The 15,384-nt window shown below is 36.5% G+C and carries 10 protein-coding genes and 1 rRNA gene; 2 read left to right on the forward strand and 9 right to left on the reverse strand.

The genetic code is table 11. The features are described from left to right. The 8 genes from RMN97_RS12790 to RMN97_RS12825 all read right to left on the reverse strand — a co-directional run. Positions 1 to 1,649: LON peptidase substrate-binding domain-containing protein (locus RMN97_RS12790; protein WP_309614908.1), on the reverse strand; the 1,649-nt coding region annotated here is incomplete at its 3' end. A 228-nt stretch (positions 1,650 to 1,877) separates the two neighbouring features. Then, a complete protein-coding gene (locus RMN97_RS12795; RefSeq protein WP_309614909.1) occupies positions 1,878 to 2,651 on the reverse strand; it encodes a hypothetical protein in 774 nt (257 codons plus the stop codon). 40 nt (positions 2,652 to 2,691) lie between these two features. Next, entirely contained in the window at positions 2,692 to 4,014 is a 1,323-nt protein-coding gene (locus RMN97_RS12800) for an MFS transporter (protein ID WP_309614910.1), read from the reverse strand. 83 nt (positions 4,015 to 4,097) lie between these two features. Then, positions 4,098 to 4,916: a M48 family metallopeptidase gene (locus RMN97_RS12805; protein ID WP_309614911.1), complete on the reverse strand. Its 819-nt coding sequence runs from the start codon at positions 4,914 to 4,916 to the stop codon at positions 4,098 to 4,100. A gap of 38 nt (positions 4,917 to 4,954) precedes the next feature. Then, a complete protein-coding gene (locus RMN97_RS12810) occupies positions 4,955 to 7,354 on the reverse strand; it encodes a glycoside hydrolase family 31 protein (RefSeq protein ID WP_309614912.1) in 2,400 nt (799 codons plus the stop codon). A gap of 218 nt (positions 7,355 to 7,572) precedes the next feature. After that, positions 7,573 to 9,477 carry a 1,4-alpha-glucan branching protein GlgB gene (gene glgB / locus RMN97_RS12815; RefSeq protein ID WP_309614913.1) on the reverse strand — a complete coding sequence of 635 codons (1,905 nt, stop codon included), beginning with the start codon at positions 9,475 to 9,477 and terminating at the stop codon, positions 7,573 to 7,575. A 193-nt stretch (positions 9,478 to 9,670) separates the two neighbouring features. Continuing rightward, a complete protein-coding gene (locus RMN97_RS12820) occupies positions 9,671 to 11,293 on the reverse strand; it encodes a maltokinase N-terminal cap-like domain-containing protein (protein ID WP_309614914.1) in 1,623 nt (540 codons plus the stop codon). Positions 11,294 to 11,314: 21 nt separating this feature from the next. Further along, the gene (locus RMN97_RS12825) at positions 11,315 to 13,255 is read right to left on the reverse strand and encodes an alpha-1,4-glucan--maltose-1-phosphate maltosyltransferase (RefSeq protein ID WP_309614915.1); all 1,941 of its coding nucleotides are present in this window, start codon (positions 13,253 to 13,255) and stop codon (positions 11,315 to 11,317) included. Between the two features lie 76 nt (positions 13,256 to 13,331). Here RMN97_RS12825 and RMN97_RS12830 point away from each other — a divergent pair, with 76 nt between their 5' ends. Beyond that, positions 13,332 to 14,195 (forward strand): alpha/beta hydrolase, encoded by an 864-nt coding sequence (locus RMN97_RS12830; protein WP_309614916.1) that lies wholly within the window; start codon positions 13,332 to 13,334, stop codon positions 14,193 to 14,195. A 6-nt stretch (positions 14,196 to 14,201) separates the two neighbouring features. Continuing rightward, positions 14,202 to 14,846 (forward strand): endonuclease III, encoded by a 645-nt coding sequence (nth, locus tag RMN97_RS12835; protein WP_309614917.1) that lies wholly within the window; start codon positions 14,202 to 14,204, stop codon positions 14,844 to 14,846. 401 nt (positions 14,847 to 15,247) lie between these two features. On the opposite strand, the gene rrf is transcribed toward nth, so the two are convergent. Further along, positions 15,248 to 15,357: ribosomal RNA gene (gene rrf / locus RMN97_RS12840) — 5S ribosomal RNA — on the reverse strand. Positions 15,358 to 15,384: the final 27 nt, after the last annotated feature.

Below are 15,384 nucleotides of genomic sequence, written 5' to 3' on the forward strand. Positions count from 1 at the left end.
CCGTGCTCTTTCAATTGCTTTGGAAACAAATGCTGACGGGCAATTTCTATTTTTTCCTCAATCGTATAACCTGACATTCTGATAACTTCCATTCTGTCTTTCAAAGCGGGTTGTATTGTTGCCATATTGTTGGATGTTGCAATAAACATCACCTTGGACAAATCATAACCCATTTCGAGGAAATTATCGTAGAAATCATTGTTCTGTTCCGGATCTAAAACTTCAAGCAATGCCGATGATGGATCGCCTTGATGCGAATTTGATAATTTATCAATTTCATCTAAAACAAAAACTGGGTTGGAGGTTCCTGCTTTTTTCAAACTTTGAATAATTCTTCCTGGCATAGCGCCTATATAGGTTTTTCGGTGTCCGCGTATTTCAGCCTCGTCGCGTAAACCACCAAGCGAAATTCGAACATATTCTCTTCCCAATGCTTCTGCGATTGATTTTCCGATAGAAGTTTTTCCAACTCCCGGAGGTCCTGTTAAACAGATTATTGGCGACTTCATATCATTTCGCAATTTCAATACAGCCAAATGTTCTATGATTCTTTTCTTAACATCATCCAAACCAAAATGGTCGCGGTCAATAATTTTTTGAGCTCTTTTCAAATCAAAATTATCTTTGGAATAATGATTCCAAGGCAATTCTAAAAACAACTCTAAATAGTTTCTTTGTATACCAAAATCGGGAGCTTGTGGATTCATCCGTTGCATTTTGGAAATTTCTTTCTCAAAATGTTTTGAAGTTTTAGCATCCCAAGTTTTGGTTTTGGCTTTTAGACGCATTTCTTCAATTTCCTGCTCATTTGAAACGCCACCAAGTTCTTCTTGTATGGTTTTCATTTGTTGGTGCAGAAAATATTCACGTTGTTGTTGGTCTAAATCGAAACGAACTTTAGATTGAATGTCGTTTTTCAATTCCAGTTTTTGCAACTCCACGTTCATGTAACGCAATGTTTCTAAAGCTCTTTCTTTTAAAGCGTTAGTCATCAATAAATCTTGCTTTTCTTTAACCGTAAGATTCATATTAGAGGAAACAAAATTGACTAAGAACGATTGACTTTCTATATTTTTTATAGCAAACGTAGCTTCGGTCGGAATGTTTGGACTTTCCTTTATGATTTCAATCGCTAATTCTCTTGTGGAATCAATTATCGCTTGGAATTCGGTATCGTGTTTGCCTGGTCGTTTTTCTTCCACTTCTTTTATCGTAGCTTTCAAATACGGTTTTTCAGATGTAACGGCATCAATGGCAAAACGTTTTTTTCCTTGCAGAATCACGGTAATATTTCCGTCAGGCATTTTTAAAACACGAAGAATTTGCGCTACAGTTCCAACGGTGTAAATATCATTTTTGGTTGGATCTTCGTCTTCTTCATTTTTTTGGGCGACAACACCAATGATTTTATTTCCGGCATTGGCATCGTTTATAAGTTTGATAGATTTATCTCTTCCAGCTGAAATTGGAATTACAACTCCCGGAAAAAGAACGGTATTTCGCAAAGGTAAAATAGGCAAAGAAGTGGGTAATTCTTCGTTATTCATTTCTTCTTCGTCTTCGGGTGTTAAAAGCGGAATTAAATCGGTTTCGGTATCGAATTCTTGTAGTGACAGATTGTCAAAAGATATGATATTACGGTTTGACATGGTGTGTATTTAAGTCAATATGACATTAGAAATTATTCAATGCTATACAAATGTAGGACATCTTTTCAATTTGATAAATTAAAATCGATGTATAACAGATGATTTTGGGTAAAATCGATATATGAACTGATATTATCGATTAGTGCTGTATTTAGTCAAGTATTATGCCACAAAAAATCTGTCTCATCATAAGAACGAGACAGATTTTTTTAATTTTTTTTTGATTATTTAATTTATAATATAAGATTCCAATTCACTTGTTGTCGTTTGTGATCCCGTATCATCTGTAGAAACAGTAACAGATTTTATTGGTCCAATATTTTTAGAGAACCAATATTCGGTTACTACATTGTTGGCTGGCGCACCCATAACGGTAACAACTTGGGTTATTTTCGACTTGATTACATTAGTATAGCTGACCCCGTTTACTGTAACAGAAACGTCTCTCTCAAGAATTTGTCCAGTATAAGTTGTAGCTTGTGTTGTGGATGGTAAACCTGTAAAAGTCGCGGTTTGTGTAAAACTGCCTGACCAGGTTTGGCCGGCGTTTAAGTAATCTTTCAATAGTAACATTTGGTATCCTGTTAGATTCCCTGTAATTCCCAATCCCGTGTCGAAAGTAAAGTCTTCAATCTTAAGATAGTAGTCTCCTGTATTTTTTCTCAAGCGAGCTACCACTCCTGCAGAAGTTCCTCCACTTGAAGCTCCAAATAATTGATCAAACGTATAATAAGTATTACCGCCAATGCTGTTAATAGAAATCATTTTCATAGGCTCTTGAACCACACCATCATTTTTGAACACCCATTGATTGTTTAAAGCTGTTGGCCAATAGTCTCCCGTTGAAGTTCCACCGCCTCCGCCTCCATCACCACCGCCTCCGCCATCAGTGCCTCCGTCGCCTAAATCGATAGAGCTATCAATAGGTTCAACTTCACAAGATGTGAATGTGAAGGAAATAACAAGCAGAAAAATACCTGCGATAATTTTTATTTTGTTCATGATTAAAGTAAATTATTTTTCAAATATAATATTTTTGAATTTATGACAATACTTTTTTGGGAATTCTCAACAATAATAACAATCCAGCTAAGAAAAATACGCCCAAAAATACGATGGCAAATCTTGGGCTTCCCGTAATTTGGTCTATTAATCCATAGACCATCATTCCAATAACAATTCCAACTTTTTCGGCAACATCATAGAAACTGAAAAAAGAAGTGGTGTCTTCGGTTTTGGGTAAAAACTTAGAATAGGTTGACCTTCCTAAGGATTGAATTCCGCCCATTACTAATCCAACTAAAGAAGCCATAATGTAAAAGTCATTAGGTGTTGTAATGAAATAAGCAAAACCGCAAAGTAAAAGCCAAAAAGCATTTAAAAAAATCAACACATTTATATTTCCAAATTTAGCGGAAGCTCTTGAGGTTAAAAATGCTCCCAAAATAGCAATCAATTGGATTAAAAGAATACATGTTATTAATCCGATTTGGCTCTGCTCGGCGTCTTTCCATTGAATTTCCTGTGCTCCAAAATAAGTTGCGATAAGCATAACGGTTTGTACTGCCATACTAAAGACGAAGAAACTCAACAGATATCTTTTTAGCGGAATTTCGGATTGCAGTATTTTCCAAACTTTTTTCAATTCCCTAAAACCATTAAATATAACTAAAAAATTTACTTTCTCTTTATTGGAATTTCCTTTTGGTAGGTAAAAATAGGTGTATTTACTAAAGACAATCCACCAAACTCCAACCGTCATAAACGAATAACGCATTGCTTTCATTGAAGCTTCGCCTGGTGTTCCCGAGATATTAAAAAATGTTGGTTTCATTATCATCGCTAAGTTGATAATCAATAATAAAACACTACCAATATAACCTAACGAATATCCTTTGGCGCTGACTTTATCCTGTTGTTCTGGGAATGCAATATCGGGTAAATAGGAATTGTAAAAAACCAAACTTCCCCAAAAACCAATCAATCCAAAAAAGTAAAACGTTAGACCAAGTCCAATATTATTTAAATCAAACATATACAATCCAATGCATGATAAAGCGCCAATATAATTGAAGATCCGCATGAAAATCTTTTTGTTTCCCATATAATCGGCAATCCCGGAAAGCAATGGCGAAAATACTGCAACACAAAGAAAGGCTGCAGCCGTAACAAAACTTATCAGTGCCGAATTCTTAAAATTGTATCCAAAAAATTCTATATAAAGATTATGTCTATTTTCAAAAAGCTTATTATAAAAAATAGGAAAAACTGCCGAAGCAATTACCAAACTATAAACCGAATTTGCCCAATCATAGAAAGCCCAAGCGTTGAGTAATTTTGGATGACCTTTAGGAAGTATTGGCATAAAATGTCTTTTAAATAAAAAATCCCGGCTCGCTTGTGGAACGAGACGGAATTCAAATATACTCTTTTTTTAGAATTGGTATGTTATTTAAATGTTACACCAAACTTCAACGCCTCTGCTTTTGCTATAGGAACCAATTTCTTTAAATTGGCAATCCTTGTTTGGTCAGATGGATGCGTACTCATAAATTCCGGTGGTTTATTTCCTCCCGCAGCAGCGGACATTCTTGACCAGAAAACTACAGCTTCTTCTGGATTATATCCTGCAATTGCCATTAAAGTCAACCCAATTTGGTCGGCTTCTGTTTCGTGACTTCTGCTAAATGGTAACATTCCGCCAATTTGTGTTGTTGCTCCGTAAGCAGTCATCGCAAGTTGCTGCGTTTCCTGGCTTTTGCCTCCGGTAGCGGCGGCCACACCAACAGCACCAAGTTGCTGAAGCATTCCAGCACTCATTCTTTGTTGACCATGATTTGCCAAAGCGTGAGAAACTTCGTGACCCAGAACTGTTGCCAAACCGGCATCGTCTTTAGTGATAGGAAGAATTCCAGAATACACTACAATTTTGCCGCCTGGCATGCACCAGGCATTTATTTCTTTATTTTCAACTAGTTTATATTCCCATTGATAGTCTTTCAAATAGCCTTGATACCCATTTGCATTCAGCCACTTCTCGGCAGCGTTTTTGATTTTTGTCCCCACATTTACCACTTTATTAGCATCTGCAGTTCCTGAAATCACTTTGTTTTCCTTTAAGAATGTTCCATATTGAGCAAATGCAGATGGCAAGATTGTACTGTTTGGAACTAAAGCAAGAGTGTCTTTTCCAGTAAACGGATTTTTAGCACATGATACTATTAGTGCAATCACCAAGATGCCACAAAATAAAATTCTATTTTTCATAATGTTTCTATTTATTGAGTAACAAATTTATGAATTTTTTATGCGCCTATGATATGTAATTCTGTGAAATCTTTATATAATATCAATGTATTTTCTCCATTTAACTTTAGAGAATCCAATGAAATTTTCTCATTATCTACTTCAACTTTCTTCACTTTGAAAGGCAATGCTTTTAGATTAATCTTAAAATTGGAATAACCTGTTTCAAAACTTCCTTCTTTATGTTGCTGAATGATAAGCTCTTTCTCTTTTCCGTTTAAGGTAAAAGTTCGTAGCGAAAATCGTCCTTTGTTATAATCATAACCATCCTGAGCATCTTCGTAAACAGTAGATTTTTCTTTTCCTAATTTGTAATACACATCTAAAGTCAATTCGTCAAACTGCAATTCACCGACATATTGCTGCACCGGATATTTTGGAATTATAGCACCTTCTTTTATAAAAATTGGAATCTCGTCAAAAGCTGTTTTTACCCAAAGTTCTTTTTTACCTTCTACCAATTCGTTTGTCCAGTAGTTGTACCAATTCCCTTTTGGTAAATACATTCTTCTACCAAGTGCATTTGGCTCTAATATTGGGCAAACCAAAATCTGATTTCCAAAAATAAATTCGTCAGTTCTGTAATGTGTGTGGAAATCCTCCTGATCAAAATAAACCAACGGTTTTAACATTGGTGTTCCTTCGTTTACATATTGCCAAAACATGGTGTATAAATAAGGTAGCAATTGGTAACGCAATTCGACAAACTTTCGAGTGATATCAATTATTTCTTCGCCAAATGACCAAGGTTCCTGTTCACCATGATCTCCCGAAGAATGTGTTCTGCAAAATGGATGAAAAACGCCCAACTGAATCCAACGCGCATACAATTCACCCGAAGGTTGTTCTGCAAATCCACCAATATCGGAACCTGTGAATCCCATTCCAGACATTGACATTCGCTGCATTTGAATATTGGCAATCCATAAATGTTCCCAACTTGCGACATTATCGCCAGTCCAAGATGAAGTATAACGTTGCGCACCTGAATAAGCTGAACGCGTAATTATAAATGGTCGTTTCGGATACGAAAATCGCTTCACTCCTTCATAGGTTGCTCTTGCCATTTGTGTTCCGTAAATATTGTGTGCTTTTCGGTGACTACAAGGATTTCCATCGTAATCGTGACGCACATCATATGGGAATGTTTTTCCCGGTACATCCATAACAGCAGGTTCGTTCATATCATTCCAAACACCTTTTACACCTATTTCAGAAATCAATTCTTTGAATAATCCTGCCCACCATTCGCGAACTTCAGGATTTGTATAATCAGGGAAATTACATTCACCAGGCCAGACTTTTCCTTTCATAAAAGGTCCATCGGCACGTTTGCAGAAATAATCATTTTTCAATGCTTCCTGATAAACCCAATAATCTTTATCTATTTTGATTCCCGGATCAATGATAACAACGGTTTTGAAACCGTCTTTTGCTAATTCGGCAACCATTCTTTTTGGCTCTGGAAAATACTCTTTGCTCCATGTGAAGCAACGGAAACCCTCCATATAATCGATGTCTAAATATATAGCATCGCAAGGAATTTTAAGTTCTCTAAATTTGCTGGTAACTTCTTTGACTTTGCTCTCTGGATAATAACTCCATTTACATTGGTGATAACCTAAAGTCCACATTGGCGGTAATTCCGGTTTTCCTGTCAAATGGGTATACGTTGTTACTACATCGGCCATTTTTGGACCATATACAAAGTAGTAATTCATTTCGCCACCTTCTGCCCAAAAACTGGTAATATTTCTTCGTTCATGACAAAAGTCAAAAAACGTTCTGAAGGTATTGTCGAAGAAAACGCCGTATGCTTTGTTGTGATGTAATCCAATGTAAAACGGAACAACTTTGTATAATGGCTCTTGATCTTTATGAAAAGCATATTGGTCGGTTGCCCAATTTTCAACGCGTTTTCCTTTTAAATTTAAATGCGTCGGCTTATCGCCCATTCCGTAAAAACTTTCACCGTCTTTCGACATTTTACTCATTTTTACGATGTTTCCACCGTGTTCATAACTCTCTTCCCAATGAAACCCAATTTCGTCTTCCAAAATCGTAAATCCATCAATATCGTGAATCGAAATTTTTAGGTTTTTCTTACTGACCTTGCAAAATACTTTGCTTGTTTTTATTAGATAGAAAGTGCTCTCTTCTACAACTTCAAGCTGGTTGTAACCATGCGATTGTGTTTTGTCAATAGCGTATGAAAAGTCGTTGCTGAAATACCCTTTGGTAGTATAACGAAACCGAATTAAACTATCTCGGAGGATGGTAATTTTTAGGATTACATTGTTGTCAGTGTTGAAATAGATGCTGTCAACATCCTGATTAAAACTAACTATTTTGGAAGGTGTTTGATCGCCTTTATGTTCAAGTTCTTGATTGGTAATCATATTGATTTTTTAATGTAGTGTTGCCAAATTTACAAAGATGACAATGATTATTTAACACCTTAGTAAAGTAGTTTTTAACTACAACGTTTGCGGATTATCATAAACTATTTTATTTTTTAAACAATTAAGAAATTAAGACAGTTAAGTGTTCGTCATTAAGCTATTTTCTTAACGAAACTTAATCTCTTAATGGTTTAATATAGTTTTCTTGTTTCGGATTAATTTAATTTATAAACGGTAACTCCTAATGGTGGCAAGACTAATTCAGCTGAATAGTCTCTGTAATTCCATGGTGTCTTATCAATTTTGATTGGTTTGGTCATTACGACTCCGCTTCCACCATATTCGGTACTGTCAGAGTTAAAAATTTGTGTTAGTTTTCCTTTTGTTGGTAAACCAATTCTATAATTGTCTCTTACAACTGATGTAAAATTAGCCACTATAACCAAGTTTTCTTTTTCGTTATTTCCTTTACGTATATAACTCAAAACTGCATTTTCACTATCGGAATAATTTATCCATTCAAAACCATCTACATGGAATTGTTTTTCATACAAAGCCGAATTATTTTTATACAAGGCATTTAAATCGGTGATGCATTTTTTGATGCCATCGTGATATGCATATTGTAACAAATGCCAATCTAAACTTCCTTCAAAATTCCACTCCGAGCTTTGTCCAAATTCGGCACCTTGGAACAATAATTTACCACCAGGATGCGTAAACATATAACCATACAACAAACGTAAATTAGCAAATTTCTGCCATTCGTCTCCTGTCATTCTGCCGAGAATGGATTGCTTGCCATACACTACTTCATCATGCGATAGTGGCAGCATAAAATTCTCGGTAAACGCATACGTCATCGAGAACGTCAAATCATTTTGGTGGTATTTTCTGTAAACGCTTTCTTTTTTGAAATACTGCAGTGTATCGTGCATCCAACCCATCATCCATTTCATTCCGAAACCTAAACCGCCAATAAAAGTCGGTCGCGAAACCATAGGAAAACTGGTGCTTTCTTCGGCTATTGTCTGCGTATCTGGGAAATCAGCATAAACGGCTTCGTTGAAATCCTTTAGGAAACTAATCGTGTCTAAGTTTTCTCTTCCTCCGTAAATATTTGGTTCCCATTCGCCATCGTTTCTGGAATAATCTAAGTACAACATCGAAGCAACAGCATCTACACGTAAACCATCAGCATGATACTGATGTAACCAAAAAATAGCATTGCTAATTAAGAACGAACGCACTTCATTTCGTCCATAATTGAATACCAAACTCTTCCAATCCGGATGATATCCTTTTCTTCTGTCCGGATGTTCATATAAATTCGAGCCATCAAAAAATCCCAAACCATGAGCATCATCAGGAAAATGTGATGGAACCCAATCGAGGATAACTCCAATTCCGGCTTGGTGTAACTTATCTACCAAAACCATAAAATCCTGCGGTTTTCCAAAACGGGATGTTGGTGCAAAATAACCAACCAACTGATAACCCCAAGAAGGATCATAAGGATATTCCATGATTGGCATAAACTCGACATGCGTAAAACCGGTTTCCTTAACGTAATCAACCAATTGGTCGGCCAATTCAAGATATGTTAAAAAGTTACCTTTCTTATTTCTTCGCCACGAACCCAAATGCACTTCATACACCGAAAAAGGTTTATCCAAACCATTTTTGTCTTTACGGGTGTCCATCCATTTTTTGTCTTTCCACTTATAGTCTAAATCCCAAATGACAGAAGCTGTTTGTGGTGGATGTTCACAATACAAAGCAAACGGATCGGCTTTCTCCGTTATAATTCCGTTATTATTTGACTGGATTTTATATTTATAGGTTGTGCCTTTTTCAACTCCGGGAATAAATCCTTCCCAAATACCAGAACCATCCCAACGAACATTTAGTTGGTGCTCGCCTTGTATCCAATAGTTGAAATCGCCCACCACAGAAACCGAACGTGCCGACGGAGCCCAAACCGCAAAGTAAACGCCTTTGACACCGTTGACTTCGGTGAGATGCGCACCCATTTTTTCGTATAACCTAAAATGTTTTCCGGCTTTAAATAAATCGATATCAAAATCGGTAAAAAGCGAATGTACTTGTACTTGGTTCATTTTTTTGTTTTTATAAACCTGACAGGTTTTAGAAACCTGTCAGGTTTGCTTTATTTATATTTTCTAATCAATTCAAATCCTATCTAGCCCCGATTGGCAGGCTCGTTTTTTGGAACGAGACAGAAAGCGGGAATATGGCTTCCTGCAACTGCCCAAGCCTTTCGCTCCTGACTTCGACAAGCTCAGTCTGACATTAATATCCCATTATACTTTGAATTCCTCTTAACGGAATCACTGCCCAACGTGGTCTTGAGTTTAATTCATAGCCTAATTCATAAACAGCTTTTTCTATCAGGCAATATTTTAAAAGGAAATCGATTTCATGGTTGTAACCAATGTTCAGATTTCCGGCTTGTGCTTTTTCTACGTAGGTTTCCAAAAAGCAACCTACAAAATAATTAAATAAAACTTCGGCAGCATGAAAAAGCTGCTCCTGTTCGTATGGATATTTGTCTTTGTTGTTAAAAATCGTCGCATAAATAGCATAATGAAACGAGCGGAATAATCCGGCAACATCTTTCAATGGTGGTTGTTTAACCTTTCGGTCTCGGATTGTGCTTTCCGGTTCACCTTCAAAATCGAGTAAATAAAAATCATCGCCGTTGACCAAAATCTGTCCCAAATGATAATCGCCGTGAATTCGGATACGTTCTGATTTCATTTTTGTCCAATCGAAATCGACAAAATGTTTACGTACCAATTTCTTGTTTTCCATAAACTGATGCGCCAAATCAAGAGCTAAACCATCAAGTTTGTGCAAACTATTTTCAATAATATTCAATCGGTTTTGAAACTGATACAACATTCTGTTTTTCAACCAAACCGTGTAATCGCCGTTATACGTTGTTGGTGTAAAAGCTGTGTCGTGAATGTCTCCGCCAAGTGCAATATGCATTTCAGCTGTACGTTTGGCTAGTGTTTGCAGACGAAGAAACAAACTCAATCCAACCCAATCAATAATCTCTGGCGGAATCTCATTAATCTTCACGCGTTTGAATAAAGGAATGTCAGGTAGTTTGTCAATCTTGATTTTTTTGGTTTTCAAATTGCTAAAAACCCCGTCGATTTCTTCGAGCATAAACTTCCAGGCGTCACCTTGATTTGGAACCAATTCCTGCATTAAACCCAGTGTAATATTTCCTTCGGACAACGACAAATTAATACTTCCTGTATAGGCCGGAGAACTTTTGAAATGCATAGTTTCGGTAAGGAATCGACTGATTTCATAATCCGGATTGGTGCTGACATAAATGCGACGGAAAATCTTGAGTACAAAAGCATCGTTATAAATGATAGAAGTATTGCTTTGCTCAACGCCCATAAATTTGGACGACTTATACTCTTTATCTTCAAACACGGTTCCTTTGTGAAAAACCAGTTTTAATTCTGGATTATTTTTAGATTGCACAATATTATCAAACAATAATTTTCTGAAGTCTTCCTGATGCAAAGCATCAACTAAAAAACCTTGCTGATTGCCCATTTTTACTGGAGCGATGATAGTATTGGTATCCAATTCTTCTTCGGCCATAAACGCCAAAGGCATAAAATAGTGCTGATAAAACGCTTCCTTAAAATTCACTTCGAGCAATACGCCATAATAAACATTCTTCTTAGAAGTAATTTTAAAATGATCCACCACTTCGATATATTTCAAAGTACTTGCTTTTCCGCCATACCAACGTTTGTTGATGATATATTGTTCTAAAATATCGGAAGAAAATACTTTGATAAATTCATCGTCTTCAAAAGCATTTTTCCAATCGGCTTTAAAAACGAATGGTGTCGAAAAAGTATCTTGATTATCGTTTTCCATGATTAACATTTTTAAGCAGGTTTATTTTAAAATTTTAAATAAATGGAATGGCAATGCCGGATTTAATTCCACAAAATTCCATTCCTTGTCCCAAATATAACTATTGCCTGTAATCAATTCAACAACTTTAATCGGTTGTCCTGCTTGAATTCCCAATGCCTGCAACGGCAATTGAACCCAAGTTTGTTTGGCATAATATGGGTCGATACTGCAAATCATTAAAGTCTCATCCAACTTGTCATCGTCATATTTGTAATACGCCAAAACTTGATCGTTATCGGTAGCGCAAAACTGTATATTATTGGTTTGCTGCAACGATGGTTGCTCGTGTCGGATTCGGTTTAATCTGGAAATAACGGTGATTAATTTGTTCTGAACAGTCCAATCCCAGTTGAAGAATTCATATTTCTCAGAGTTGTGATATTCTTCTTTTCCCGGCATCGCTTCCGAAACCATGTATTCATAAACCGGTCCGTAAATTCCAATACTGGAACTCAAAGTAGCCGCCAAAAAGTATTTGTGCAGGTAAACACTTTCGTGTCCGCTTTGCAAAGCATACGGTAAAATATCGGGAGTATTCGGCCAGAAGTTTGGACGAAAAAATTCCTTTTGTTCGGTTTTGGTTAACTCTTCAACATATTCAATAAGTTCGGCTTTAGTATTTCGCCACGTAAAATAAGTATACGATTGTGTGAAACCTTGTTTCGCCAATTCATGCATAATCTTTGGACGTGTAAAAGCTTCCGCTAAAAACAAAACATCGGGATGTTTTTTCTTGATTTCGGCAATCAGCCAACCCCAAAAATAAAACGGTTTTGTATGTGGATTATCAACTCTAAAAACTTTAATATCGCATTCTTCTACCCAAAATAAAGCTACATCCAATAACTCTTTCCATAGGTTTTTCCAATCACCACTTTCAAAATAAATTGGTTGAATATCTTGGTATTTCTTTGGTGGATTTTCGGCATATTGTACCGTTCCGTCCGGACGCCATTTGAACCATTGCGGAAAATCTTTTACATAAGGATGATCTGGAGCAGCTTGCAAGGCATAATCCATTGCAACTTCAATTCCCAAAGATTTTGCGGCTTTGACTAATGATTTAAAATCAGCTAAAGTTCCCAATTCGGGATGTGTTGCTTTATGTCCACCCTTTTTAGAACCAATTCCCCAAGGCGAACCTACATCACCTTTTGCAGCGTTTGTAGCATTGTTTTTCCCTTTTCTATTTACTTCTCCTATGGGATGAATTGGTGGAAAATATAAAGTGTCAAAACCCATAGCCGAAACTCTTGGCAACAGTTTTTCACAATCTTTAAACGTTCCGTGTTTTCCTTTTTCTTGTGATGCCGAACGTGGAAAAAACTCATACCAAGTGCTGAATAAGGCTTTCTTTCTATCCACATAAACCTTAAGTTCTGCTGAAGCATTAGCTAAAGTTCGTGTTGGATACTGTCTGAAAATATGATGCAATTCCGGTGACAATGCTATGGCTATTGCTTTGTCATATTGCTTCGCGTCCTGAAATGCTTTTATGACTGAAGTCAAATAAGTCTTTTCGGCTGCCGAAACTTCTTTTAAAATAGCCTGGCAGTATTCGGCACCTTCCAGCAATTCTGATTTTACATGTTGATTATCTTCTATTTTTCGTTGAGTTCCATGTTGCCAATTCAGTGCATAATCAACCCAACCTTCTACTAAATAAGTATAAAAACCTTGTTTTTCGAATTTAAATTCGGCTCTCCATTCATCATTCCCTGTTTCGAACATTCTAACTTCCTGCCATTTTTTGGTCGATTCATGTTTGAATTTCACACTACAAGCAACAACATCGTGACCATCAGAAAAAACATTCGCTGTAACAACAACTTTTTGACCTACAATTCGTTTGATAAAAAAAGCTCCACCGTCAAGTTGTGGAGAAACATTTTCAATTATTATTCGGGTTTGGTTTTGCATTTTAATTGTAATTTTAGGAAGTTGTAATTTAGAAAAAAATATAATAAGTTATAAATCGCAGTATAATTTTATTGAAATGACAAAAAAAGGCAATATACCCAATCAATCATTGCAAATTCCGAAAGTAATTACGCGTACGGCTAAATTATTACAAGCGATTTCTCCAAAATTGGCAACACTGTTTGCAGCAAAACTATTTACAACGCCTCTAAAACACAGCATTCCGAAGCGTGAATTACATATGGAGCAAAATAGTAAGCAACAAAAACTATGGGTTCCTAAAATAAATAAAGAGATTAATGTGTATCACTATGGTGAAAGCAAATTCAAAGTGCTCTTAGTTCACGGTTGGTCAGGTAGAGGAACACAATTGGTTAAAATAGCGGAAGAGTTAATTCAAAAGGAATTTTCTACCATCAGTTTTGATGCTCCGGCACACGGAAAGTCGGAAAGCAAAACTACGCTAATGCCAGAATTTATTGCTTCCATTCTTGAAATCGAAAAACAGTTTGGACCATTTGAATATGCCATTGGACATTCACTTGGTGGCATGTCAATTTTAAATGCCATAAAAGATGGATTGCAAATTAAAAAAGCGGTGATTATTGGTAGTGGCGATTTAATTCAGAATATTTTGGATGATTTTGTTTCAAAATTAGAATTAAAACCAAAAACGGCTTCAATGATGAAAACCCATTTTGAGAAAAAATTTGGAGTAGCAATGGAAAGTTATTCTGCAAGCTTTGCAGCCAAATCGGTAGAAATTCCTGTTCTCATTATTCATGATGAACATGACGATGAAATATCGGTAAAAGCAGCTCACAACATTTATCGCAATTTAAAAAAAGGTGAAATTCTCATTACAGAGAAGTTGGGGCATCGAAAAATTTTAGGAGATAAAAAAGTGATTGAAAGTATGCTTAACTTTATTAAAAATTAAAATACTATGGAATTATTTAAAGAAAACCCAAACTGGGCAGAAAATCTAAAACCCTTGATTGCAAAATATAAAGGCAAACAACATCCTTTAGAGTATCAAAATACTTATCAGCTTTTGGTAATGGTTATTTTGTCGGCGCAAGATTCTGATGCCAATATCAACAAAATTGCTCCGGCATTATTTGAAGCTTATCCAAATATGGAAAGTCTGGCGGTTTCCAATATAGAAGCCTTAATTCCACACATCTCAAAGGTTAGGAATTTTGTAACAAAAGCAAGTTGGCTTATTGAAATTGCCCAAACCATTAAGGAAGACAAAAATATTCCACTAACGATGCAAGGATTAACCGCCTTGAAAGGAGTTGGAAGAAAGTCTACTAATGTCATTATGCGCGAGACTAAGCAACCAGCCGAAGGAATCATTGCCGATCTTCATGTAATAAGAGTAGCGCCCCGAATCGCAATTATTCCAGAAGCCAATGATGGAAACAAAGTAGAAAAATTATTAATGCAGGCTTTGCCAAAAGAAATTTGGGGTGAAATCGGTATGGCAATTTCTTTTTTAGGAAGAGAAACCTGTCGCCCAACAAATCCAAAGTGTCCTGAATGTCCAATAGAAACTGATTGTCAATATCCATTAAAAACTATTTAAATAGTTTGGCTTGCCCCCGTTAAAAAAAACGGGGTCGGGCTATATATATAAATCTGTTACTCTTGCTTATTGTTGCCCCTTTGTCGATTAAACTGCCAATCTTGCTTATAGTTATGCTTTCCCCTCCTTTGGAGGGGTGCCCAAAGGGCGTGGTGGCACTCCCCTAAAAACAAAAAACTCTATCGAAATAAATGAATAGGGTTTCTAAAAAAAGCCTGCCGGCAGGCAGGGCAGCGAACCAATCTCGTCCTTAGACGAGAGACTACGGTGCTCCTATAAAAAAATAACCCCAAGTTTTGGTTGGGGTTACTAAAAAAAGGCAGCGGATCGAGCCCGAAGGGCTACACGCTGCACCGCTTAAAAACACGAAAGCCTGTTTCAAAAGAAACAGGCTTTCTAAAAAAAGGCAGCGACATACTCTCCCACATAACTGCAGTACCATCTGCGCAGTCGGGCTTAACTTCTCTGTTCGGAATGGGAAGAGGTGAGCCCCGACGCAATAACCACCTTAAGAGGTTATAATTGCTTCAGCAACTAT

Source organism: Flavobacterium sp. (genome assembly GCF_031381455.1).
Classification (GTDB): Bacteria; Bacteroidota; Bacteroidia; order Flavobacteriales; family Flavobacteriaceae; genus Flavobacterium.

What these genes read in the sequence shown, in the direction of transcription:
- RMN97_RS12795 (WP_309614909.1), bottom strand. Translation starts at nt 2,651, where the DNA reads ATGAACAAAATAAAAATTATCGCAGGTATTTTTCTGCTTGTTATTTCC.
- RMN97_RS12800 (WP_309614910.1), bottom strand. Translation starts at nt 4,014, where the DNA reads ATGCCAATACTTCCTAAAGGTCATCCAAAATTACTCAACGCTTGGGCT.
- RMN97_RS12805 (WP_309614911.1), bottom strand. Translation starts at nt 4,916, where the DNA reads ATGAAAAATAGAATTTTATTTTGTGGCATCTTGGTGATTGCACTAATA.
- RMN97_RS12810 (WP_309614912.1), bottom strand. Translation starts at nt 7,354, where the DNA reads ATGATTACCAATCAAGAACTTGAACATAAAGGCGATCAAACACCTTCC.
- glgB (WP_309614913.1), bottom strand. Translation starts at nt 9,477, where the DNA reads ATGAACCAAGTACAAGTACATTCGCTTTTTACCGATTTTGATATCGAT.
- RMN97_RS12820 (WP_309614914.1), bottom strand. Translation starts at nt 11,293, where the DNA reads ATGGAAAACGATAATCAAGATACTTTTTCGACACCATTCGTTTTTAAA.
- RMN97_RS12825 (WP_309614915.1), bottom strand. Translation starts at nt 13,255, where the DNA reads ATGCAAAACCAAACCCGAATAATAATTGAAAATGTTTCTCCACAACTT.
- RMN97_RS12830 (WP_309614916.1), top strand. Translation starts at nt 13,332, where the DNA reads ATGACAAAAAAAGGCAATATACCCAATCAATCATTGCAAATTCCGAAA.
- nth (WP_309614917.1), top strand. Translation starts at nt 14,202, where the DNA reads ATGGAATTATTTAAAGAAAACCCAAACTGGGCAGAAAATCTAAAACCC.